This window comes from Kitasatospora sp. NPDC090091 (assembly GCF_044747365.1).
Classification (GTDB): Bacteria; Actinomycetota; Actinomycetes; order Streptomycetales; family Streptomycetaceae; genus Kitasatospora.
In genome coordinates, this window is the sequence record NZ_JBIVDY010000018.1 from 52,770 (window position 1) to 76,837 (window position 24,068).

Sequence of the window (24,068 nt, forward strand, 5' to 3'; positions counted from 1 at the left end):
TGAGTGTCCCGTCCGGATCGGCCCGACGGGGTGGACACCAGGGCGAACGACGCCTATCAGCGCCAATCGTGACAAATGATCAGCTATGCTCTCCGCCGCGCCGTCCGGGGCCCGAGCCGCCTCCGGGGGCGCTTTCCCGTTCCCCGCCCGGCCGAGCAGAGAGAAGCCCACCATGAGCAGTCCTCCCGTGGCCCCCGCCCCCCGCTGGCCGCTGATCCTGCTGCGGGCGACCGCCACCGTGCTGGCCGCGCTCGCCGTGGTGCAGAGCGCGCTGGCCGGCAGCTTCCTCAACGGCCACTACGAGTCGCTCGGGCTGCACGCGGCGGGTGGGACGGCGATGGCGGTGGTCGCGTTCGCCCAGACGGTGGTGGGGCTGCTGGTTCGCTGGATCGGCCGAGGCCCGCTCTGGCCGTTCGGCGTCCCGGCCCTCCTGACGGTCGCCACGGCGGTGCAGATCGCCCTCGGCTACCACCGCGCGGTGGGCCTGCACGTGCTGTTCGGCGTGCTGCTGGTGAGCGGCACGCTGTTCGCCGCGGTCGGGGCCTGGCGCCTGCGACTGCCGGCCGGGCGGACGGCCCCGGACGCGGCGGCCGGGGCCGACGGCGGCGGACTGCTGCCCCGGCCGGGAGGGCCCATGGAGGTGGCCCAGTGAGGCGCCGCCGGTTCCTCGGGCTCGGCGCGGCCGCGCTGGGCGCGGGTGCGCTCGGGGCGTTCACCCTCCCGGCCGCCGCGCGGCTGCTCGCCGAGGGCCAGCCGGGCCGGCTGCTGGACAGCCTCGCCGAGCTGCCGGAGCCGTTCCAGGTGCCGCTGCCGGTGCCGCCCCTGCTGCACCCGGTGCGCACCGACGGCACCACCGACCACTACGAAATCACCCAACAGGTCGCCCGGCTGGAGATCCTGCCCGGCCTGCGGACCGAGATGTGGACGTACGGCGGCAGCTACCCCGGGCCGACCCTGGCCGTCCGGTCCGGCCGGCAGGCGGTGGTGCGCCACCGCAACGAACTGCCGGTGCCCTCGGTGGTCCACCTGCACGGCGGGCACACCCCGGCGGAGAGCGACGGCTACCCGACCGACCTGATCCTGCCGGCGGCGGCCGGCCACCCGTCGGGCGCGGGTCCGGCGCCCGCTACGTCCCACGCGGCGCTCCTGGCCGGGGCGGCCAGGGCGAGCGACCTGCACGGGACGGCGGGGATGCCCGGGATGCCGGGGACGGCGCGGATGCCGGTCGGCCGGACCGCGGACGGCGACCGCACCTACACCTATCCCGGCCGCCAGCGGGCGGCCACCCTCTGGTACCACGACCACCGGATGGGCTTCACCGGCCCCGGCATCTGGCGCGGCCTGGCCGGCTTCCACCTCGTGCTCGACGACGAGGACGACGCCCTGCCGCTGCCGCGCGGTGACCGCGACCTGCCGCTGATGCTCGCCGACCGCTCCTTCGCCGAGGACGGCTCCCTCCTGTACCCGGCCGTCGACCCCACGCTCGCCGTGCCCGGCGTCACCGACGAGTACATGAACGGCGTCCTCGGCGACGTGATCCTGGTCAACGGCGCGCCCTGGCCGCGCCTGGAGGTCGACCGCGCCCGGTACCGGCTGCGCCTGCTGAACTCCTCCAACGCCCGCCTCTACCGCCTCGAACTCGACCCGCAGCCCGCCGGCGGCAACGCGCTCGTCCAGATCGCCGGCGACGGCGGCCTGTTGGAAGCCCCGGTGGCGCACGACGCCGTCGAGATCGCCCCGGCCGAGCGGTTCGAGGTCGTCGTCGACTTCGCCCGCTTCGCGCCGGGCACCTCCGTCCGGCTGGTGAACCGCTTCGGCAGCGAGCGGACCGCCGAGGTGATGCGCTTCGACGTCTCCTCCCGCACGGTCACGGACGACTCCACCGTTCCCGAGCGGCTCTGCAGCCTCGAACGGCTCGACGCCGGGACCGCCGTCGCCACCCGGAGGTTCGGCTTCCGGCGCAGCCGCAGCTCCGGCTGGACCATCAACAACCAGGGCTACGAGCCCGGCCGCGCCGTCGCCGCCCCGGCCCTCGGCAGTACCGAGATCTGGAGGTTCTTCACGGACGTGCACCACCCCGTCCACCTCCACCTGGACCACTTCCAGGTGCTCTCGCGCAACGGCGCCGCGCCCGGCCCGTACGACGCCGGGTGGAAGGACACCGTCGACCTGCGGCCGGCCGAGTCGGTGGAGGTGCTGGTCCGCTTCACCGACTACCCGGGCACGTACATGCTGCACTGCCACAACCTGGAGCACGAGGACATGGCGATGATGGCGGACTTCGTCGTGGAGTAGCGGGTCGGGTCGTGGAGCGGCTGTCCCGGAACCGCGGGCCGGCCGCCACCCCCGCCGAGCCCCGGCCGCGCCCCTGGCGAACCCCGGCCGTCACCCGGCCGGCGGAGTGCGCGCGGGTCCGCGGAAGGCCCGGCCGCGCCCCGACGTGCCGGGCGCCGACGGGTGACCTAGCGTCGCGGGCAGGAGGCACGCCCGGCACGCCCAGGAGGAGCGCATGACCAGTCCCGCCGAACGCCGCCGGCGCGGCCGGGCCGCCCGCGACCGCGTCTCGCGCTCCGAGCACGGCCGCTGGATCCCCGACGCGGACCGGCCCGACCCGATCCGGGTGCTGGAGCGGCAGGGCGCCGACCGCCTCACCGAACTGCTGCCGATCCGCTACGGCCGGATGTCCGACTCGCCGTTCGCCTTCCTGCGCGGTGCCGCCGCCGTCATGGCCGCCGACCTCGCGGCCCTGCCCGACACCGGCATCACCGTCCAACTCTGCGGCGATGCCCACCTGTTGAACTTCGGCGTGTACGCCTCGCCGGAGCGGTCGCTGCTCTTCGACCTCAACGACTTCGACGAGACCTATCCCGGCCCCTTCGAGTGGGACGTCAAACGCCTCGCCGCGAGCGTGGCCGTCGCCGCCCGGGCCAACGGGTACGACGCGGACAACGTCCGCCGGGCCGCGCTCGCCACCGCACAGGGCTACGCAACCGCGATCCGGCGGCTGGCGGGGATGGCCGAGCTCGACGTCTGGTACGCCCGGATCGACACCGAGGACCTCCTCCCGCTGGTCCGCAAGCGCAAGCGCCGGGCCAAGCTGGAGGCCGGCCTGGAGCACGCCCGCCGCCGCACCAGCCTGCAGGCCTTCGGCAAGCTCACCGAGACGACGGAGGACGGTCACCGCCGCATCATCAGCGACCCGCCGCTGATCGAGCCGGTCCCGCGGAACGAATTGCGGCGGCTCGGCAAGATCTTCAGCGACTACCGCGCCACCCTGGCCGAGGACCGCCGGGTGCTGCTCGACCGGTTCCGGTTCGTGGACGCCGCCCGCAAGGTGGTCGGCGTCGGCAGCGTCGGCACCCGCTGCTTCATCGTGCTGCTGGAGGGCCGGGACGCGAAGGACCCGCTGTTCCTCCAGGTCAAGGAGGCCGGCCGGTCCGTGCTGGAGGACTACCTGCCCGCCTCCCGCCCGCACGCCGAGGCGCCGGTCGTCCACGGCGGCGAGCGCGTCGTCACCGGCCAGCGCCTGATGCAGGCCGCCAGCGACATCTTCCTCGGCTGGACCACCGGCCCGGCCGGCCGGCACTTCTACGGCCGCCAGCTGCGCGACATGAAGGGCTCGGCGGACGTCACCGACATGCCCCCGGCCGTCCTGCGCGCCTACGCCGACCTCTGCGGCCGGGCCCTGGCCCGTGCCCACGCCCGCTCCGGCGACCGCCTGGTCATCGGCGGCTACCTGGGCACCTCCGACACCTTCGCGGAGGCGGTCGCCGACTTCGCCGTCCGCTACGCCGACCGGACGGAGGTCGACCACGCGGCGCTGCAGGCGGCCATCGACTCCGGCGCGGTGGCGGCCAGGAGGGGAATCTGACGGCCACACGGGCGGCGGGAGCCAGGCATAGCGGCCGGGCGTAGCGGACCGGCGCCCGGGGGCCGGGGCGGCTGCGGCGTGGTGGCCGCGGGGCGCTCCTCCAGGTGATGTGGCGGTGCTGTGTCCGGCCGGAACCCATCCTGCGGGGGCCGGGTGAGAGTGTCGTTCCCCGGCGGGGAACCGCCCGCCCGAGCCCGGTCGAACGGCGGGGGTGGGGGCCCGCCGGTCGGTGGATCGGCGGGCCGTCGGCCACCCGCCGATCGGCGGGGGTGATATCGGACTGGTCGTCAACTCGCGTCAAATGAGCGGTAGTTGTCGGACCCTCCGAGGGGCGCCCCGTTCATTTGCATGTCTTCGACAAGCTTATTCCCCGTCAGTAACATAGCGCTCGCGCGGCCGTTCGGGCCGTCGCTGAAGCCACTGGTTCCCGGGCAGTCGTGTGCGCGTCCGGCGCTTCGAAAGAGTCCTGTTGAAGAGTCCCCTCGGCACGGCGGTCCGCCCTGCCCTCGTTTCGCTGCTGCTGCTCGGTGTCGCCGCGTGCGGGCCCGTCTCGGGCACGCAGCAGGCGACCTCGGTCACCGCCGACGGTCCCGGTGCGGTCCCCGTTGCCGCCTCGGCCTCCCCCTCCGCGGCCGCCGCGAGCCCGGCGGCCTCCCGGCCGTCCGGCGCCCCGCACGCCCGCGCCACCACCCCGGCCGCTGCGCCGACCGGGTCCGCCTCCGCCTCGCCCGCCGCCGGGCAGCCCGCGCCCGGCACCCTTCCGGTGGCCGCCGCCCAGCCGGGCGTCCAGCAGGCCGCGGTCGGTGCACCGGGCAAGGACGGCGCGGCCGTCGCCCCGGAGGCGAAGAACCTCCAGCTCACCGCCTACGACCCGGCTGCCGGCACGGCGGTCCTGACGGCGGCGCAGGCTGCCGGTCCGTCGGCCGCACCGGCCGCCACGCCGTCCGCCGCTCCCACGGTGACCGCGTCGGCCACCCCCTCGGCCGGCCCCTCGCCCGCCGAGGCCGTCAAGCCCGGCCAGCTGATCGCCAGCCCGCCGACCGAGGCCGCGCCGCAGGGCGCGCTGGTCGCGGTCACCGCGGTGAAGTCGGCGAGCGGCGGGGCCGTCACCCTGTCCACCCGCCCGGCGACCCTCTCCGAGCTGCTGGGCAAGGCCGAGGCCGACGGGCAGGTGCCGGTCGACCCGAACGGCATCAAGGTCACCCCGCTGGTCAAGGACCTCAAGGCGACCGTCGCCCGGGAGAACGGCACCACCACCGCCGACGCCTCCGGCACCCTGGAGGTCGACGTCAAGGCGCCGATCCCGCTGCCCGAGGGCCTGAGCGCCGACGCCTCCGCGTCCGTCCAGCTGCACCCCTCGCTGCACTTCGCGTACCACGGGGCGGGCGTCGGCACCCCGCGGACCGCGTCGATCGGCTTCGACCTGGGCGCCCACGCCCAGTGGAAGGTCAGCGGCGACCTCCGCCGCAGCACCGGCGCCGCCCCGATCCGCCTGCCCTTCGCCAAGCTCCAGGCCAGCCCGGTCGTGACCGTGGCCGGGCTGCCGGTAGTGGTCAACCTCGGGCTCACCTGCTACCTGGAGATCGGCGCCGACGGCCAGGTGCACGTCGAGGCCGAGCAGGAGATCACCGGCACCTGGTCGGTCCGCTCCGACTACACCGGCGGCCGCGGCTGGTCCCCGGTGACGGACGCCGCCGACACCAAGGTCTCCCCGGTCCACGTCCGCGTCACCGGCAAGGCCGCCGTCCGGGCCGCGCTCGGCGCCGAGGTCAGCGTCGGCCTCTACGACACGGTCGGCGTCGAGGCCACCGTCGCCCCCTACCTGCGCGCCCAGGCCGACGGTGAGCTGGCCGTCGACCTGCCCGGCGGCAAGCCCCAGGTCAAGGGCAGTTGGGCGCTCCTCGGCGGCGTCGACCTGAACGGCGCCCTCACCGCCCACCTCAAGATCTTCGGCACCCCGATCATCGAGGGCAAGCTCCCGCTGCCGCCGTTCCACCGCGAGTGGCCGATCCTCGGCGGCTCCCTGCCGAGCCCGGCCGCGTCGAAGTCCTGACCCACCGCGGTCCGTCCGTTCCACCCCCGTTCCACCCCTGTCCAGCGCCCCGGCTCGCCCGCACCGAGCCGGGGCGCTCCGCGTCCGTCGCCGTCGGGGCGGGCAGCCGCCGACCGGGGCGGGTGCAGCACCGTGGGGCCCCGCCCGGTTCACGCACCGTTGCGGAGAGGGCCCATGGACATCCGGACCACCGGCCGGGAGGATCACGGTATGGCATCTGACGGACCGTTGACCGAGTACGAACTCACCGCGATCGAACGGCGCGCGGCCGCGGCCGCGCCGGGCCCGTGGCTGGCCTCGCCGGAGGGGCCGGGGCGCGGCCAGGGCGGGGAGAGCTTCATCCGGATCCAGCCCGATGCGGACACCGACGACGAGCTGTACGTGCGCCGGTACGTCGACAACGAGGAGGTGGCGTCGCGGGATCCGCGGCTCCACGCCGACCTCGAATTCATCGCCGCCGCCCGTCAGGACGTGCCCCGGCTGGTCGCCGAGGTCCGCCGCCTCCAGGCCGTCCTCGACCGCCGCCGCGGCGGCTGGTGACGTCTGGGGCGACCGCCGTTCCCGAGCTCAGCTCATCGCCCAGACCGACGGGTCGTGGGGGGTGGGCGGCGCGAGCCGGGGGCGCTCGACGGGCGGCGCGGCCGGCGTCCAGGCGGCCAGGGCGTCCGCCAGGTCGGAGGCGGTGACCTCGTGCGGGGCCGCGTTCCGCAGCCGGGCCAGCGTGCCGGCCTCGTCGAGCAGGGCGATCGCGGCTCCGGGCAGCGCCCGGTCGGGCAGCAGCTCCCGGGCGAGGAGCAGGGCGTGTTGCAGCGTGAGGTCCGGGATTTCGACCCCGTGGTGCTCGGCCAGCGGTGGTCCGGCCTGCCGCAGGATCTCCACCACCTCGTTCGGGGCGGGCTCGTCCACCGGCAGTACCTGGAGCAGGCGGTCGAGGCCGGCGTCCGGGTCCCGCAGCCGGTACTCGGCGGTGGTGCAGGCGGCGACGACGCGGATGCCCGGGCGGCCGAGGACCGGACGGAAGAACGCCAGGGCCGGAGCCCGTCCCTCCTGGCTGCGCAGCACGGTGAACGCGTTGTCGAGGAAGAGGACGAGCCGCTGGTCGTGTTGGACCTCTTCCAGTAGTGCGGCCGTCAACTCGGCGAACCGGCCGTGGTGGTGCGGGTCGGTGAACAGCGCGCCGAGGTCGAGCGCGCGGACGGTCAGGCCGGCGAAGTCGCCCGGCACGTCCCCCGCGGCGACGGCCCGGGCCAGTGCCGACGCCACGCTCGACTTCCCGACCCCGGGTGCGCCGACGAGCAGCGGGACGTTCTGCTCCCGGCGGGAGAGGACCTGCACGATCCGCCGGACCTCGTGCTGCCGGCCGATCACGGGGGTCGCTCCGGGGGCCGTGGCCTCCCGGCCGAGGTCGCGGGAGAGCTGTTCCAGCAAGGTGGGTGCCGGGGCCTGGGGTGTATCGGAGCCGGCCAGGACCGCCAGGACCCGGGAACGCACACTGTCGAGCTCGAAACCCAGCTCGACCAGCGTCGTGGCCCCGACCCCCTGGCCCTCGCGGACGAGGGCGAGCAGGAGGTGTTCCGGGTCGACCCGGGTGTGGCCGAGCAGCCGACACTCCTGGGCGCTCAGCTCCAACACCTTCTTGCCCCGGGGCGTGAAGGGGATGTGACCGGTCGGGGTCTCCGTGCCCCGGCCGATCTCCGTCTCCACGGCCCTGCGGACGGCGTCGAGGGAGATCCCGAGACTGCCCAGGGCCCGGCCGGCGACGCTCTCGCCGTCGCGGATCAGGCCCAGCAGGACGTGCTCCGTCCCGATGTAGTGGTGGTCGAGCAGTCTGGCCTCCTCCTGGGCCAGGACGACGGTGCGCCGCGCGGAATTCGAGAGGAGCTCAACCACCATGTCCGTCGCCCCCCAGGGCCTCCAGGTCCGCCCTGGTCCGGCGGGTGTGCGGGTGGTCGGCGCCGAGCACCCGGTCCCGCTCGGCCGTCAACTGCCGCAACAGCGCCACCGCCTCCTCCACCGCCCCCGGCAGCCCGGAGTGCGCGAGGTTGCGGGCCAGCACGTGCCGGCTGGACAGCGTGTCCTCGTGCTCGGTGCCGAGGACGCGGCTGCGGTCCGCGAGCAGCACGCGCAGCAGGGCGATCGCCTCCTCCCGGCGGCCGGCCTCACCGAGGCCGACGGCGAGGTACTGGCGGCTGCGCAGGGTGTCCTCGTGGTCGGGGCCGAGCAGCCCGGTCTGCTCGGCCAGGACCGGGCCCAGCGCCTCCGCCGCCCCGGCCGGATCGCCGGCGCCACCGAGGCAGAGTGCGTGGGTCTGCCGGGTGCGCAGGGTGTCCTCGTGGCCGGCGCCGAGCAGCCCGGTCTGCGTGGCGAGGACGCTCTCCAGCTCCTCCACCGCGCCCCGCCAGTCGCCGGCCCGGCCCCGGAGCTCCGCCGCCGCCCGGCGCCGGCGCAGCTCGGGGGCGGCCGTCGCGGTGAAGGCGCGGTTGCCGCCGAGGGCGATCAGGCCGGCCGTCCGGGTGCCCCGGTTGAGGGGGACCGGCAGGCCCTCGGCGGTCATCGTCCTGGTGAGCCGGTGGTAGAGGTCGTCCACGGTGAGGAGCTCGGGCCCGCCCACGACGCCCTCCCGCAGCAGCCGGATCAGCCGTCCGGAGAACGCGGTGTGCGGCTCTCCGGGGATGGACAGCGCCACCTGGTCGCGCTGTGCCGAGGTGAGGACGTAGGTGCCCTCCACCTCCAGGCGGTCGATCCGGTCGCCGGCGCCGCCCGCCATCGAGTCGGTCACGGCGCGGCCGGAGAAGCAGCAGTCCAGCACGATGAGTTTGGCGGCGGCCCGGCTGTCGAGCACGGCGCTGCGCAGCTTGTCGTACTCCAGCGCGTTGAACGCCGGGGCGGCGAACTCGCTGTCCGTCAGGGCGAGGTAGAGGTCGTGGCGGCGGCCGCCGACCAGGCCGTGCCCGGCGAAGTAGACCAGCAGCAGGTCCTCGGCCTCCTGCGCGGCGGCGTGCAGCCGCCGGCCGACCGTGCGCAGGTCGCCGTCGTCCAGCAGGACGGTGCAGTGCTTCGCGGCCACCAGCCCGTGCTCGGCGTCGGTGAACAGGGCCGCGAGGTCGGTGATGGTCCGCGGCACCGTGTCGAGGTCCGGGAGGTGCGGATCGGTGTACGTTCCCGCGCCGATCAGGACGATCCGGGACCGCTCGGGATCCGGCAGGCGCATCTCACCCCTGCCCGGGCTCGTCGCGGTCGAGCACCCGGCGCAGCACGGTCTCCAGCTCGGCCGCGCCGACCCGCTTGGCGTCGATCTCGACCGACTCGCCGCCCGGGCGCCGGATCCGGAGCCGGACGTCGCTGCGCCGGGGCTGGGCGAACCAGGTGCGCAGCGAGGCGGCCAGCACCGAGACGGCGCCCCCGGCCCCGAGGGCGACCGTCAAGGTGTCCAGGACGGAGCCGAGTTCGCCGCGTGCGGGCGGCTGCCCGGTGAGGCCGACGCCCGCGAGCCCGGGCTCGCCGCGCAGCCAGTCCGCGAGCGACTCGGCCTCGGCGGCGGTCTCCTCGCCGGCCACCACGATCTGCACGTCCACGGAGCTCCCCCAGGTGCGGTCCGGAACCCAGCCTGGTCCCGGGGCCGGAAGTGGCCCGGGAGCGGACGGAGTTGAGGCCCGTCAGCATACTGTCACCGGGGGAGGCCCGTGGTGCCGTCGGCGGAATCCGCGGGGGCGTGCGCGCCGGTGCCCCTCGGGCGGGTCGCATCGGCGGGGTGAACTCGGGCCGGATGCCCCTCAGACCGGAGCACCGGCCGGGGTGAGCAGGTGCAGCGCGCCCGGCACGGCCGCCACGTCCACCGGCAGGGCCGCCATGAACTCGCCGTCCGCGTAGGCCGTGATGCCCGGCGACTCGATCCGCAGCGACGTGGTGCGGTGCGTGGTGACCTCCCGGTGTTCGACGTGGGTGCCCTTGAAGATGGTGGGGAAGAAGCGGGCGATCCGCCGCCGCGCCATGGAGTCGACCAGGGTGACGTCGAGCAGGCCGTCCGCCGGGTCGGCGGTCGGGCAGATCAGCATCCCGCCGCCGTAGCTGCTGGTGTTGCCGACCGCGGCGAGCGTGAGGTCGCGCTCGACGACCGTGCCGTCGGCGAGGGTGATCCGGAACGGCAGCGGGCGGAGGTTGGCGAACTCGACCAGGATGGCGAGGTTGTAGCGCATCCGGCCGCGCGGCCAGCGCAGCCGGTTGGTGCGGTCGCTGACCAGCGAGTCGAAGCCGCTGGCGAGCACCGAGCCGAACCAGTGCGCCGTGCCGTCGGGGCCGGTCACCCGCCCGAGGTCGACCGTCCGGGTGTGCCCGGCGGCGATCACCTCGGCCGCCGCCTCCGGCTCGTCGCGGGGCAGGCCGTACGCGCGGGCGTGGTCGTTGCCGGTGCCGGCCGGGACGACGCCGAGCGGCAGGTCCGTGCCGGCCGCCGCCTGGATGCCGAGGTTGATCATGCCGTCGCCGCCGACGACGACCAGCGCGTCGTACCCGCCCTGGGTGACCGCCGTGCGGGCGAGGTCCAGCGATTCCTCGGCCGAGCCGCCCGCCCGGGCGTCGACCTCGACGCCCAGGGCGCGCAGCCGGGCCTCGGCGCGGCGGGCCGCCGGCTCGGAGTGGCCGGCGGCCGCAGCCGGATTGGTGAGGAGAACGACGCGGGCGATGGTTCTCCGGCCGCTCACGGGATCAGCTTGCCCGGGTTGAGGATGCCCGCCGGGTCCAGCTCGGCCTTGACCGCGCGCAGGATCCGCACGCCCACCTCGCCCACCTCGTCGGTCATCCACGGCTTGTGGTCGGCGCCGACGGCGTGGTGGTGGGTGATGGTGCCGCCCTGGGCCGCGATCGCGTCGCACGCGGCGCGCTTGGCGCCGGCCCACTGGGCCAGCGGGTCCGACCCGAGTGCGGCGACCACGGTGAAGTAGAGCGAGGCGCCGGTCGGGTAGACGTGCGAGATGTGGCAGAGGACGAGCGCGCCGGGCAGCGCCTCGGTCAGCGCCGCCGTGACGGCGAACCGCAGGTCGGGGAGCCGGCGCCAGTCGGTGGCCGTCTCCAGCGTCTCGCACAGCGCGCCGGCGCTGAGCAGCGAGTCCCGCAGGTACGGCGCGTTGAACCGGCCGTGCTCCCAGGCCCGGGCCGGCGCCTCGCCGAGCGAGGTGCCGCTGGCGGCCAGCATCGCCGCCCGGGTCAGCTCGTGGCGGGTGGCCACCTGCTCGGCGGTGCCCTCGAACACGGTGACCGCGAGGCAGCCGGTGACGGCCGGCTCGCCGCCGATCTTCTCCGTCATGGCCAGGTTGACCATGGTCTCGGCCTCGTCGGAGAGCCGGATCACGGTCGGCCCGGTGCCCTGCTGCTCGACGGCGCGCAGGGCGGCGGTGCCGGTCGCGAAGTCCGGGAAGGACCAGGCCTCGTAGGCCTTCGTGGCCGGGACGGGGTGGATCCGCACCCGCACCGCGGTGATGATCCCCAGCGTGCCCTCGGAGCCGAGGAACAGCTCGCGCAGGTCGGGGCCGGCGGCGGAGGCGGGGGCGCGGCCGAGGTCCAGCACGCCCACCGGGGTGACGACGCGCAGGCCGCGCACCATCTCGTCGAACCGCCCGTACCCGGCGGAGTCCTGGCCGGAGGAGCGGGTGGCCGCGAAGCCGCCGATGGTGGCGAAGCGGAAGCTCTGCGGGTAGTGGCCGAGTTCGAAGCCGCGCCCGGCCAGCAGGGCCTCCGCCGCCGGGCCGGTGAGGCCGGCGCCCAGGACGGCCTCGCCGGAGGTCTCGTCCAGGTCGAGCAGGGCGTCGAAACGGCGCAGGTCGAGCGAGACGACGGCGGCGAGCCCGCCGCGCTCGGGGTCGAGGCCGCCGACCACGCTGGTGCCGCCGCCGAACGGCACGACGGCGATCCGGCGCTCGGCGCAGAGGGCGAGCAGGGCGGCGATCTCGTCCTCGCTGCCGGGCAGCACGACGGCGTCCGGCGCGTCCTGCGGCTCGCGGCTGCGGCGGCGCAGCAGGTCGGGGGTGGACTTGCCGCCGGCGCGGGGGAGGCGGTCGGCGTCGGCGGCGCTGACGTGCGCCTCGCCGACCACGGCGGCCAGGGCCTTGAGGTCCTCGGCGGTCAGCCGCGAGGGGTGCAGCAGGACCTCGTCGGCGCTCGGTCCGGGCGCGGCGTCTCCGGTGACGCCGAGGGCGGCGGCCAGCAGCGCCTTGACGTCGGCGGACAGCTCCTTGGCGAGGGCCGGGTCGCCCCAGGCGTCCCACTTCATCGGGGGGAGCGGCAACGCGGCGCCGGCCGGTCCCGCTTGCGTCTCGGATTCCATGCGTTACAGTTTCACACATCATGTCAAGTAGTAACGACGAACACGACGACCACGAGGGCTCGCCGCAGCCGCAGCCGCAGCCGCAGCCGCAGCCGCAGCCGCAGCCCCGCAGCACCGACGACGCGATCCTCGACGCCGCCGCCGAGCTGATCGTCCACCTCGGCGTGCGCCGGACCCAGCTCTCCGAGATCGCCCGCCGCGCCGGGGTCAGCCGTCCGACCGTCTACCGGCGCTGGCCCGACGTCCGGGCGGTGATCGGGGCCCTGCTGACCCGCGAGATCGGCGCCACCCAGGCCACCGTCCGGCTGGCCGGCGAGGACCGGGCCGCCTTCGTCGACGGCGTGGTCGAGGTGGCCGTCCGGCTGCGCGACCACCCGGTGCTCGGCGCGCTGCTGCGCTCGGCCGACTCCGACACGCTCTTCGAGTACGTGGTGGAGCGGCTCGGCGCCAGCCAGCGCGGGCTGCTGGAGGCGCTGCAGGCCGGGATCGAGCAGGGGCAGGCCCACGGCTCGATCAGGGGAGGGGAGCCGGTCGAGCTCGCCGCGATGGTGCTGCTGATCGCCCAGTCCACCGTCCAGTCGCACCGGATGGTCGCCGCCCTGCTGCCGGAGGCGGCCTGGCGGCGCGAACTGGCCCGCGCCCTGGACGGCTACCTCGCCCCCTGACCGGACCGGGCCCGCGAGGCCCGAAGGGCCCGCTCCCGCGGCGCCTGCCTCCGGCGCGGCCCTGAAGGCCGGAACCGGAGCCCCACCCGCCACCGCACCCGTCGCATCCGCCACCGCACCCGTCGCATCCGCCACCGAATCCGTCGTACCCCACCGCATCCGCCGAACGAACGGACACCTCGCGCCATGACGACCACCGCCGGGCCCTACGCCGGAACCACCCGACTCGACGCCCGCCGGAGGGCGTTGGAGCTGGACGCCCTCGCCGACGCGCCCGCCGTCGACCTGCTGGTGATCGGCGGCGGCGTGACCGGCGCCGGAGCCGCCCTGGACGCGGCCGCCCGCGGGCTGCGCACCGTCCTGGTCGAGGCGCGCGACCTCGCGTTCGGAACGAGCCGCTGGAGCTCCAAGCTGGTCCACGGCGGCCTGCGCTACCTCGCCTCCGGCCGGGTCGGGGTGGCCCGGGAGAGCGCCGTCGAGCGCGGCGTGCTGATGACCCGTACGGCCCCGCACCTGGTCCGCCCGATGCCCCAACTGGTGCCGCTGATCAACGGGTTGATGCGGCCCGGGCAGGCCTCGCTGGTCCGGGCCGGCTTCGTCGCCGGCGACGCGCTGCGGCTGAGCGCGGGGACGCCCGGCGCGCTGCTGCCGCGGGTGCGCCGCGTCGACGCCGGGCGGGCCCGCCAGTTGGTGCCCGGCCTCCGCACCGACGGACTGTCCGGCGGCCTGGTCGCCCACGACGGCCAACTGGTCGATGACGCCCGGCTGGTGGTGGCCCTCGCCCGGACCGCCGCGCAGTACGGCGCCACCGTGCTGACCCGGGTGCGGGCGGAGCAGGTCACCGGCACCTCGGCCCGGCTGACCGACGGCCTCACCGGGCAGTCGCTCACCCTCACCGCCCGCGCGGTGGTCAACGCCAGCGGCGTCTGGGCGGGCGAGGTGGACCCGTCGATCCGGCTGCGGCCCAGCCGCGGCACCCACCTGGTGGTCGACGCGGCCGCCCTCGGCCACCCGGCCGCCGCCCTCACCGTCCCGGTGCCCGGCTCCACCAGCCGCTTCGTCTTCGCCCTGCCCCAGCAGCTCGGCCGGGTGGCGATCGGCCTCACCGACGAGGACGCTCCCGGCCCGATCCCGGACGAGCCGCAGCCGACCGACGGCGAGATCACCTTCCTCCTCGACACCGTCAACGCCGCCCTGCGGACGGTACTGACCCGCGCCGACGTGCGCGGCGCCTACGCCGGCCTGCGGCCGCTGATCGACACCGGCGACGGCGCCACGGCCGACCTCTCCCGCCAGCACGCCGTCCTGGAGTCCCCGGACGGCGTGATCACCGTGGTCGGCGGCAAGCTGACCACCTATCGGCGGATGGCCGAGGACGCGGTGGACACCGCCGTCCGGCTGCGCGGCCTGTCCGCCCGCGCCTGCTGGACGTCCCGGCTGCCCCTGGTCGGGGCGCCCGCCCACCGCGACAGCCGCCCCGTCCCGGCCGGCGCCCCGGGCTCCCTGCTCGCCCGCCACGGCGGCGCGGCCCACGAGGTCCTCGCGGCGGGCGACCTGGCGCCGATCGCCCCGGACCTGGACGTGACCCGCGCCGAGATCGCCTACGCGGTGACCCACGAGGGCGCCCTGGACACCGACGACGTGCTGCACCGGCGGACCCGCATCGGCCTGGTGGCCGAGGACGCCGACCGGGCCCGCCCGGCGGTGGCGGAGCTCGTGGCGGCTGCCGCGCGGTAATTCCGTACGGCGGGGCGGGATTTGCCGGCGCGGACCGTTGTTCGGCGACGGAACAATCCCGGCGGGCGTGATTTCGGCAGGGGTGGGGCGGCCTGGGTTTCTCCACGCCGCAGGCGCTGAATCTTCGCAATTCCGGGGGCTTCGGTAAAGCGGTACGGGGTGGATTCCCCGGCCGCCCGGAAAGCGTCGGAAGTGGCCGCCGGAATGGCATGCCCGCGCCATTCATCGGGGCGCCGGGGTATTGCGGGTGCGGCGGCCGGCCGCTGGATCAGCGGACGGTCATCTCCGGCATCGGCTGGACGGCACCGTCCACGTCCAGGACGCAGACGAGCGGGTGCTCCGGCGCCCCGGTCCGCTCCAGCCGTACCGACAGCGGCACCGGCGGGTCCCCCGCCAGCTGGGCCGAGAGGGTGAGCGGGTAGGCGCCGTGCCCGTGGATCCGGTGGAAGGCGAGCTCCTTGCCGTCCACCAGCAGTTCCGTCTCGGTGATCCAGCCCGAGCGGACGTTCACCGTGACCGAGTGATTGCCCCGGTCGAGGTGGAAGCTGTGCCGCTGGCGCATGAGGGGCCTCCCGGAGGCTGCCGCACGGAGGGCGAAGGCGGGGGTGGATGCGGCGCACCGTCGCAGTCCGGTCAGTCTACGTCGGGTCGTGGCGGATTGCCGCGAATGCCGGCCTATCGCCGTAAATTGCGCAGATGATTCTAATTCCGGCAAACGGCACCCGGCGGCCGCATGTGTGCAATCCGTTACGGAATTGTCATCCTGATTGGTAATTGAGTGCCAGCTGGGAGTGAGAGGTTGTCAGTTGCTTCGGCCACGTCATTTCGAAGCACTGGAAACCTCTTGAGAGAGTCTTGATGTCACGACGCCCCTCGGCCTCGTCCGGTTCCTCCGGCGGGGCCTTTTCTTCGCGCTGGATGCGCCGAATATCGGCGGTCCTGACACTCGGTCTGCTCGTTCAGACCGGTGTCGCGCTCGACGCCATGACGGCGCCGGCGGCGCAGGCGGCACCGAAGCCGCAGACGCCGCCCACCACCCCCTCGACCGAGGCGCCTGACGAGGCGTCCGCACTGCTCGCGGCCCGCCTCCAGGGCCACCGGATCGAGGTCACCAACGCCCGGACCGAGTTCTCCACCCTGTGGGCGAACCCGAACGGGACGCTGACCTCGGACCGGTCCACCGGCCCGATCCGGATGAAGGTCGGCGAGGCGTGGGTGCCGGTCGACACCACCCTGGTGCAGACGCCGGACGGCAAGGTCGCCCCGAAGGCCCACCCCGAGGGCCTCGTCTTCGAGGGCGGCGACGCCGGCGTGACGGTGGGCGACAGCCTGCCGGGCGCCCCGACGGCCCCGGCCGCCACGCCGTCGTTCGCCGCGCCGAGCCCGAGCGCGTCGTCGGCCGCGGCGTCCCTGGCCGCCGCGCCGAGCGCGAGCGCCGCGGCGACCCCGAGCGGGACGGCAACGCCGAGTGCGAGCCGGAGCGTGACCCCGGCGCCCACCGCGACGCCGTCCGCCTCGGCGGGCGCCCCGGCCTCGCCGGGCGCCACCGCCGGTGCCACCGAGCGCGCGTCCCGGGCTGGCGCCCGCGCCGCCGCTCCGGCCGCCGACCAGCCGAAGCCCACCCAGCCGGCCCAGCCCGCTCCCGCCGAGCGCCAACTGGTCAAGATCGGCTCCGGTGACCAGCAGATCAGGTTCGGCTGGCTGGGCAAGCTGCCGAAGCCGAAGCTGGAGGGCAACAAGGCGACGTACGTCAACGCCCGCCCGGGCGTCGACCTCGTCCTGCAGGCCACCCGCACCGGCTTCGAGCAGTTCCTGATCGTCAAGGACCGCTCGGCCGTCTCCCAGGCCGGCACCCTCACGCTGCCGCTCGACACCACCGGTCTCACCGTGGCGCCGCAGCAGGACGGATCGATCCAGCTGCTGGACAAGGCGACCGGCAAGCCGGCCGTCAAGATCCCGGCCCCGGTCATGTGGGACGCGGCGGTCGACCCGGCCTCCGGCGAGCACCTCAACCGAGCCCCGGTGACCATGCAGGTGCGCGGCGAGGGCGCGGACACCGAGCTGGTGTTCACCCCGGACGCGGCCTTCCTCGCCGACCACCGGACGCAGTACCCGGTGACCATCGACCCGGTGGTGGATGTCGACCCGGTCTACGACACCTACGTCCAGACCAACGAGAACACCGACAACTCCGCGTCCGACCAGCTCAAGCTCGGCAGCTACGACGGCTCGGTGAAGGCCCGTTCGTTCGTCACCGTCCCGGGTGGTGCGTTCAACGGCAAGCAGATCCTCGGCGCGACGCTCAACCTGTACAACTTCCACTCCTCGTCCTGCACGGCGAAGCAGTGGGAGGTCTGGAACGCGGGCGGCGCCAACTGGTGGACGCGCTGGAACGACCAGCCCGCCTGGGGCCAGAAGTGGGCCACGTCGAACGACACCTTCGACAACGACGGCGGTGACACCCACACCTGCACCGCCGGCGACGGCTCGGTCTGGGCGAAGGCCGACGTCACCGAGATGGTGCGCTACTTCGCCGGCTTCGGCTACGACAGCTACGGCTTCGGGCTGAAGGCCGCGGACGAGAACAGCGCCCTGTCCTGGAAGAAGTTCGACTCCGCGCAGGGCGACAACCCGCCGTACATCTCGGTCACCTACAACACCGTCCCGGCGACCCCGGCCGGTGTCGAGGTGCAGCCGTCCCAGCCCGGCAACCCGCGCTACACCTCGGACGCCAACCCGCGCTTCCAGGTGCAGGCCGCCGACGTGGACGGCGACGCGCTCAAGGTCTACATGGACCTGTGGCGCGGCGGCACCTTCCTCGGCAGCATCGCCCGCGACGTGCCCAACGGCGCCATTGCGACCGTCCGCCCGTCCGACTACGGCATCGCCAAGCTCGATGAGGGCGTGCAGTACTCGATCTGGGCCATGCTCGACGACGGCAAGTCCCGCTCCAACTGGGTCGGCACCAACGTCGTCGCGGACACCACGAAGCCCGGCGCGCCGTTCGTCACCTCGGCCGATTACCCGGCCGACGGCCTGTGGCACGGCGCCGCCAACCAGCCCGGCTCGTTCACGTTCTCGCCCCCGTCGGGGACCGACGACCTGGTGGGCTTCGTCTACACCCTCGACGGCGGCACGCCGGTGACGGTCGCCGCGACCGCGGCGCTGACCACCAGCATCACGCCGACCACCGAGGGCCGGCGTGTCCTGAGCGTGCAGTCCAAGGACCGTGCGGGCAACCTGTCCCCGCCGGCCACGCACACCTTCCAGGTGGGCCAGGCGGGCATGAGCTCGCCGGTCAACGGCACCCAGGCCGCGAAGCGCGTCAAGCTCTCCGTCGACGCGCAGTCCCAGTTCAAGCGGGTGGTCTACCAGTACCGCCGCGGTCCGGGCGCGACCGAGTACAACGTGCCGCGCACCAACCTCACCAAGGCCGACAACACGCCGGTCGCCGAGGACAAGCCGCGCCTGGCCGACCTCGGCACGCACGCCAACTGGAACGTGCTCGACACCCTCGGAAACATCGGCGGTGTCGTCCAGGTCCGGGCCCTGCTCTTCCCCGAGGACGGCTCCGGCAACGGCTACGCCACGGTGTGGAACACCATGACGGTGGACCGCAACGCCGACGGCGCGGCGGGCAGTTCCGTCGGTCCCGGTTCGGTCAACCTGCTGACCGGTGACTACTCCACCGATGTGACGGACGCCAACGAGTTCGGCATGTCGGTGGCCCGCGCCACCTCCTCGCGCGACCTCGGCCGCGGCTGGCAGCCGCAGGGCGAGCGCCTGACGGTCAACCAGCGCCAGATCGGCACCGACCTGACCGGCTTCACCCCCGGCCAGGCGACGCTCTCGCGCTCGACCACCCGCGGTCACGACAGCTCCACCGACTCGCTGCTGGTGGTTCCCGGCGACTCCGGCACCTGGGACTCCTTCGCCGCGCTCGGCCCGGAGTACACCATGGGCAACGGCATGAAGCCCGGGCGCACCTACCGGCTGACCGGCTGGATCTACGTCCCCGGCGCCACCGGTCTGGACAACCCGCTGCCCAACCGCGGCCTGCGCCTGCTCGGGGTCTACCGGACGGGTGCCGGCTACGGCGAGACGGCCTCCCCGAAGGCGGCGTTCACCGACGGCTGGCAGCAGCTGACGCTGGACATGGTCGTCCCGAAGGACGCCACCGAGGCGTGGTTCCGCCTCTACAACGGCAACGCGGGCGGCAGCGGCAAGGAGGTCTACTTCGACGACCTGTCGCTGAAGGAGATCGTCGCCCCGTTCGGCCCGCAGTGGGCCGGTGGCCCGGACGCCGGCGCCGGCTCCGACTACCGCTCGCTGTCGTTCCCGCAGTCCGACCTGGTCGAGATCAAGGGCAACGACGACACCTCGCTCACCTTCGCCAAGGGCACCGACGGCACCTTCTTCCCCGAGCCGGGCGCCGAGTCGCTCTCCCTGAAGGCCGTTCCGGCCTCGGCGGGTGCGCTCGTCAACTCCTCGGGCCAGTGCCTGGAGGTCCCGGGCGGCGCGGCCGGCAACGGCGCCCTGCTGCAGGGCGCGCCCTGCACCGGCGCGGCGAACCAGCAGTGGACGCGCGGGGACGACCTGACGCTGCGACTGCTGGGCTACTGCCTGGACAGCCCGTGGGGCACCACCGCCGACAACACCCGGATGACGCTCTGGGGCTGCAACGGCGGCGACAACCAGCAGTGGGAGGTCCGCACCGACGGCACGGTGGCCAACCGCCACAACGGCAAGTGCCTGGACGCCTACAACGGTGCGACGATCTGGACCTGCTGGGCCGGTCCGAACCAGATCTGGGACGTGCAGACCGCCGGGACGACCTACGTCCTGTCGGAGCTGGACGGTTCCACGACGGTGTTCGCCCGCCAGGCCGGTTCGAGCATCTACCAGGTGGTGAGCGACTCCGGCCCGGAGGCCGCGTCGACCACTCGCTACCAGTACGACACGACCGACGGCCGCTCGCTGGTCAAGCGCGTCATCCCGGCCGTCGAGCCGGGTGTCGACGACGTCAACCACTGCTCGGTCGACCCGCTGCCGCGCGGCTGCGAGGTCATGGAGTACGACTACGCCAAGGCCACCACGGCGACCGCCTCGGTGCCGGGCGACTACCTGGACCGGGTCCGCTCGGTGAAGGTGTGGTCGTGGAACCCGACGACCTCCAAGCAGGAGGCCGTCGAGGTCACGCACTACGCGTACGACGACAAGGGCCGCCTGGCGCAGGTCTGGGACCCGCGGCTGGCACAGCCCCTGAAGACCACGTACACCTACGACGCGGACGGCCGGGTCACCGGCATCGGTGCCGCGGGTGAGCTGCCGTGGAGCTTCGACTACGGCAAGGCGGCTACGGACCAGGATCCGGGCCGGCTGCTGAAGGTCCGTCGCGGCACGCTGGCGCCGGGCAGCAAGGACCAGGTCAACGGCGAGATCGCGACGTCCGTCGTGTACGAGGTGCCGCTGACCCGCGGCGCGGGTGGTCCGTACGACCTGGCCGGTGCGGACGTGGCCAAGTGGGCGCAGACCGATGCGCCGACGGATGCCACCGCCGTGTTCGGGCCGGAGGACGACCCGGGTGCCAACACCGCCACGGCGGTCAAGCCCGGTCCGGACGGCTACAAGCCGGCCACCGTCCACTACCTGAACGCCTCCGGCAACGAGGTCAACACCGCTGCGCCGTCGGTCACCCCCGGCGGTGACATCGACACCACCGAGTACGACCGCTACGGTCACGCCGTCCGGACCCTGGAGGCGACGAACCGTTCGATCGCGCTGGGGACCCACCCGGACGCGGACAGGTTCTCGGCCGAGCTGAACCTGCCCTCGGACTCCGCGTCCCGGGCGCGTCTGCTCGACTCGCGGACGACGTACTCGGCGGACGGCCTGGACGTCCTGGAGACCCTGGCCCCGGCCTACCGGGCCAGCCTCGCCGAGGAGGTCGCCGGGCAGACCGCGCAGGTCACGGTCACGGAGGAGGCGGAGAAGCTCCCGCAGCTCGGCTCCTCCAACGCGCCGGTGCAGACCGACAACAACTGCTGCGGTCTGATCTGGTCCGGCGGCGCCCAGTTGGGCATCCGCGGCACCCAGATCGGTGCGTTCGACACCATGCGGGTGAGCGTCCCCGAAGAGGGCAAGTACGTCCTCTCCGGTCAGCTCACCAAGTTCAACGACCACGGCATCGTCCAGTGGGCGATCGACGGGCAGAACGTCGGCCAGCCGATCGACGCCTATGCCGCCGATGGGGTGATCGCGCCGTTCACGACCGGAGAGGCCGTCCTCCTGACCCGCGGTGACCACGAGCTCAAGCTCACCGTCACGGGCACCAACACCGCCTCCACCGGCGAGCGGTTCCACGCGGGCATCGACACGGTCACCCTGACCAAGGCGACGCTCAACCCGACCCTGCCGGCGGGCACGTCAGTGGTGGCGCGGGACCACAACACCAGCACCTACGACGAGGGCAAGCCGGACGGCCAGGCCTACCACCTGGTCACCACCGCGACCGACGGCGCCCGGATCGAGGGCTACGCCGACGACGTGGAGAAGCGGGTCACCAAGACCGGCTACGGTACGCCGATCGGCGGCACCTCCGGGTGGACGCTGAAGACGGCGACGTCGGTCACCACCGACGCCGCCACCGGTGGCGCCAACCTGACCTCGTACGTGAAGTACGACGCGTCGGGCCACGCGCTGGAGTCCCGCAAGCCGGGCTCCAACGGCGCGGACGCGGGCACGGTCAAGTCGGTGTTCTACACCGCGGGTGCCAACGCCGACGACGCGGCGTGCGCCAACCGTCCGGAGTGGGCGGGCCTGCCGTGTGTCACCGGTCCGGGTGGCGACATCACCGGGGCGGACGCCTCGCGGATGCCGACCACGCTCCCGGTCAAGCGGGTCACCCGCTACTCGCCGTTCGGCGAGGCGGAGGAGACCACCGAGACCAACGCCGGCAAGAGCCGCAAGACCGTCACCACCTACGACGGCGCGGACCGGATCACCTCGACCGAGATCACCTCGGACGAGGGCCTGGCGCTGCCGAAGGTCACCACCGAGTACGACCCGGCCACGGGTGACATCGTCCGGACGAACGCCGGCGGCAAGTCGCTGGTGCGCGTGCTCGACGTCCTGGGCCGGCTGATCTCCTACACGGACGCCGACGGTGGCACCACCACCACGGAGTTCGACAAGTACGGCAAGCCGGTGAAGGTGAGCGACCCGACCGGGTCCACCACCTATGCCTATGACCGGGTGAAGGAGCCGCGCGGCCTGGTCACCTCGGTGACCGACAGCGTGGCGGGCGAGTTCACCGCCGCGTACGGGCCGGACGGGCAGCTGGTTGAGCAGACCTACCCGGGTGGCATCGTCCGCAAGGACACCACCAACGCGGTGGGCGAGGCGACCAGCCGCACCTACACCCGCACGTCCGACAACAAGGTGATCTGGGCCCAGACCGCCGACATCTCCACCCAGGGCCAGGTGGCCAAGGACACCAGCTCCACCGCCACCCGCTCCTACCAGTACGACCGGCTCGGCCGGCTGGTGAAGGCCGAGCAGTCCACGGTCGCCACCGGCTGCGTCACCCGGCAGTACGCGTTCGACGCGCACTCCAACCGCCTGTCCAAGCAGACCTCCCCGCACGGGGCGGCCGGCGAGTGCAGCACCGGCGGGGCCACCGCGGAGAACCACACCTACGACAGCGCCGACCGGCTCACCGACAACGGCTTCACCTACGACGCCTTCGGGCGCACGGCGAAGACCGCGACCGGCGCCACCAACACCTACTGGGCGAACGACCGCGTCGCCGCCCAGGAGAAGGGGGACACCAAGCAGGAGTGGGCCGTCGACGCCGCCCACCGCCTGACCGCGTTCACCACCAGCAAGAAGCAGGCCGACGGCTCCTGGGCCAACGCCACCTCGAAGCTGAACCACTACGGTGACGACTCCGACGAGGTCCGCTGGACCATCGAGGACACCACCCAGGGCACGCTGACCCGCAACGTCTCGGGCCCGGACGCGGACCTGGTCGCCACCACCAGCAAGACCGGTGACGTCCAGCTCCAGCTCACCAACCTGTTCGGCTCGGTCGTCATCACCACCGACACCGCGCTGACCAAGCCGGTCGTGCTCGACTTCGACGAGTTCGGCATCCCGCAGGACGGCCAGGCCAACGTCCGCTACGGCTGGCTCGGCGGCAAGCAGCGCTCCGCCGAGGCCCAGGACGGCGACATCCTCATGGGTGCCCGCCTCTACAGCCCGGCCCTGGGCAGATTCCTGCAGATCGACCCGATGCCCGGCGGCAACGCCAGCGCATACGACTACTGCACCGGCGACCCGGTCAACTGCACCGACCTCGACGGCAACTGGGGCATGCCCAAGTGGCTGAAGAAGACGGTCGAGGTCGTCGCCAAGGTCGCCGAAGTCGCGTCCTACATCCCCGGCCCCATCGGCGCAGTGGCAGCAGCGGTCTCGTCGGTCTCCTACGCCGCCACCGGCAACTGGGAGAAGGCCGCTGAAATGGCGGTGACGGCGGTGGCCGGTTTGGTCGGCGCCAACACTGCTGTCAAGGCAACCTTCACCGCGGTCAAGACGACGCGTGCGGCTGTCCGGGTCGAACGTGCGGCGTCCAAGGCTAAGACCGTTTACCGGGCTGTGGCCTCCAAGGCGAAGTCGCTCACCAAGAAGTGCAGCTGTGGCTGTCCTCGGAGGAACTCCTTCGATCCGGGGACGGTCGTACTCATGGCTGACGGAAGTTACCGCCGGCTCGATGAAATCGAGATCGGGGAGTCCGTCGCCGCGACCGATCCCACCACTGGGGAGACGTCGGCACAGCCGGTAATCGATGTGATCGTCGGTTATGGGACCAGACACATGGTCGAGATCGACACGGACCTCGACCCCGGGACTGAGCCTCTTGAGGCTACCGCCAACCACCCGTTCTGGGTCGTGAGCCGAGGTTGGGTCGATGCGGCCGACGTCACCGTGGGCGAGGAGCTGCTGACTTCCGAAGGTGACACGGTCGAGGTCACCTACACACGTGACCTCGGCGACGCGGCCGGGGAACTGGTCTACAACCTGAGCGTCGGCAATGTGCACACGTTCGTCGTTGTCACCGCCGGTGGCGACGAGGTTCTGACGCACAATGACAACGCAGAGCTTCCTCAGGCCTGCAAGATTGGGAACAAGCTCAGCGAGGGGGACGCTCGGAAGATGGCGACCAAGATGGGTTTCACCGAGGTCGGTGGCCGTTCCCATGGTGCGAACGTCTACCACAAGGACGGCTTCTACATCTCACGGGACCAGGACAAGCACTCGGGTGGGGGCTGGAAGGGGGCGACATCGGTCAAGAACCTGGGAACGAAGAAGACCAGGTCCGGGACCTACTGTAAGCATCTGTGCCACCGGATCGGGGCATAGCGG

The 24,068-nt window shown here is 73.6% G+C and carries 14 protein-coding genes; 8 read left to right on the forward strand and 6 right to left on the reverse strand.

Annotation, left to right across the window (positions count from 1 at the left end):
• Positions 1-172: 172 nt before the first annotated feature.
• The 5 genes from ACIPSC_RS28170 to ACIPSC_RS28190 all read left to right on the forward strand — a co-directional run bounded on the left by ACIPSC_RS28170 (position 173) and on the right by ACIPSC_RS28190 (position 6,464).
• Positions 173-652 (forward strand): hypothetical protein, encoded by a 480-nt coding sequence (locus tag ACIPSC_RS28170; protein ID WP_400829113.1) that lies wholly within the window; start codon positions 173-175, stop codon positions 650-652.
• Complete coding sequence (locus ACIPSC_RS28175; RefSeq protein WP_400829115.1) at positions 649-2,295, forward strand: multicopper oxidase family protein; 1,647 nt, start codon at positions 649-651, stop codon at positions 2,293-2,295. The genes ACIPSC_RS28170 and ACIPSC_RS28175 overlap by 4 nt, the downstream gene beginning before the upstream one ends.
• Before the next feature lie 214 nt (positions 2,296-2,509).
• On the forward strand, positions 2,510-3,871 hold the full coding sequence (locus ACIPSC_RS28180; protein ID WP_400829117.1) for a DUF2252 domain-containing protein: 1,362 nt from the start codon (positions 2,510-2,512) through the stop codon (positions 3,869-3,871).
• A gap of 469 nt (positions 3,872-4,340) precedes the next feature.
• Positions 4,341-5,924, forward strand: coding sequence for a hypothetical protein (locus ACIPSC_RS28185; RefSeq protein WP_400829119.1), 1,584 nt, complete (start codon positions 4,341-4,343; stop codon positions 5,922-5,924).
• 210 nt (positions 5,925-6,134) lie between these two features.
• Positions 6,135-6,464 (forward strand): hypothetical protein, encoded by a 330-nt coding sequence (locus tag ACIPSC_RS28190; RefSeq protein WP_400829121.1) that lies wholly within the window; start codon positions 6,135-6,137, stop codon positions 6,462-6,464.
• A 27-nt stretch (positions 6,465-6,491) separates the two neighbouring features.
• Here ACIPSC_RS28190 and ACIPSC_RS28195 read toward each other — a convergent pair whose 3' ends face one another.
• From ACIPSC_RS28195 to ACIPSC_RS28215, 5 genes are all read right to left on the reverse strand, one after another.
• On the reverse strand, positions 6,492-7,817 hold the full coding sequence (locus ACIPSC_RS28195; RefSeq protein WP_400829123.1) for a Clp protease N-terminal domain-containing protein: 1,326 nt from the start codon (positions 7,815-7,817) through the stop codon (positions 6,492-6,494).
• A complete protein-coding gene (locus tag ACIPSC_RS28200; RefSeq protein ID WP_400829125.1) occupies positions 7,807-9,135 on the reverse strand; it encodes a tetratricopeptide repeat protein in 1,329 nt (442 codons plus the stop codon). The genes ACIPSC_RS28195 and ACIPSC_RS28200 overlap by 11 nt, the downstream gene beginning before the upstream one ends.
• 1 nt (position 9,136) lies before the next feature.
• Entirely contained in the window at positions 9,137-9,499 is a 363-nt protein-coding gene (locus ACIPSC_RS28205; RefSeq protein WP_400829127.1) for a hypothetical protein, read from the reverse strand.
• Between the two features lie 198 nt (positions 9,500-9,697).
• Positions 9,698-10,624 (reverse strand): diacylglycerol kinase, encoded by a 927-nt coding sequence (locus tag ACIPSC_RS28210; protein ID WP_400829129.1) that lies wholly within the window; start codon positions 10,622-10,624, stop codon positions 9,698-9,700.
• Positions 10,621-12,243 (reverse strand): FAD-binding oxidoreductase, encoded by a 1,623-nt coding sequence (locus ACIPSC_RS28215; RefSeq protein ID WP_400829131.1) that lies wholly within the window; start codon positions 12,241-12,243, stop codon positions 10,621-10,623. Before ACIPSC_RS28215 ends, ACIPSC_RS28210 begins: the two co-directional genes overlap by 4 nt.
• Before the next feature lie 20 nt (positions 12,244-12,263).
• On the opposite strand from ACIPSC_RS28215, the gene ACIPSC_RS28220 reads away from it, so the two are divergent.
• Positions 12,264-12,908: a TetR/AcrR family transcriptional regulator gene (locus ACIPSC_RS28220; protein ID WP_400829133.1), complete on the forward strand. Its 645-nt coding sequence runs from the start codon at positions 12,264-12,266 to the stop codon at positions 12,906-12,908.
• Positions 12,909-13,094: 186 nt separating this feature from the next.
• Positions 13,095-14,645 carry a glycerol-3-phosphate dehydrogenase/oxidase gene (locus ACIPSC_RS28225; RefSeq protein WP_400829135.1) on the forward strand — a complete coding sequence of 517 codons (1,551 nt, stop codon included), beginning with the start codon at positions 13,095-13,097 and terminating at the stop codon, positions 14,643-14,645.
• A gap of 268 nt (positions 14,646-14,913) precedes the next feature.
• Here the strand turns inward: ACIPSC_RS28225 and ACIPSC_RS28230 are convergent, their stop codons facing one another.
• On the reverse strand, positions 14,914-15,207 hold the full coding sequence (locus tag ACIPSC_RS28230) for a hypothetical protein (protein ID WP_400829137.1): 294 nt from the start codon (positions 15,205-15,207) through the stop codon (positions 14,914-14,916).
• Between the two features lie 356 nt (positions 15,208-15,563).
• On the opposite strand from ACIPSC_RS28230, the gene ACIPSC_RS28235 reads away from it, so the two are divergent.
• Positions 15,564-24,065 (forward strand): ricin-type beta-trefoil lectin domain protein, encoded by an 8,502-nt coding sequence (locus tag ACIPSC_RS28235; protein WP_400829139.1) that lies wholly within the window; start codon positions 15,564-15,566, stop codon positions 24,063-24,065.
• Positions 24,066-24,068: the final 3 nt, after the last annotated feature.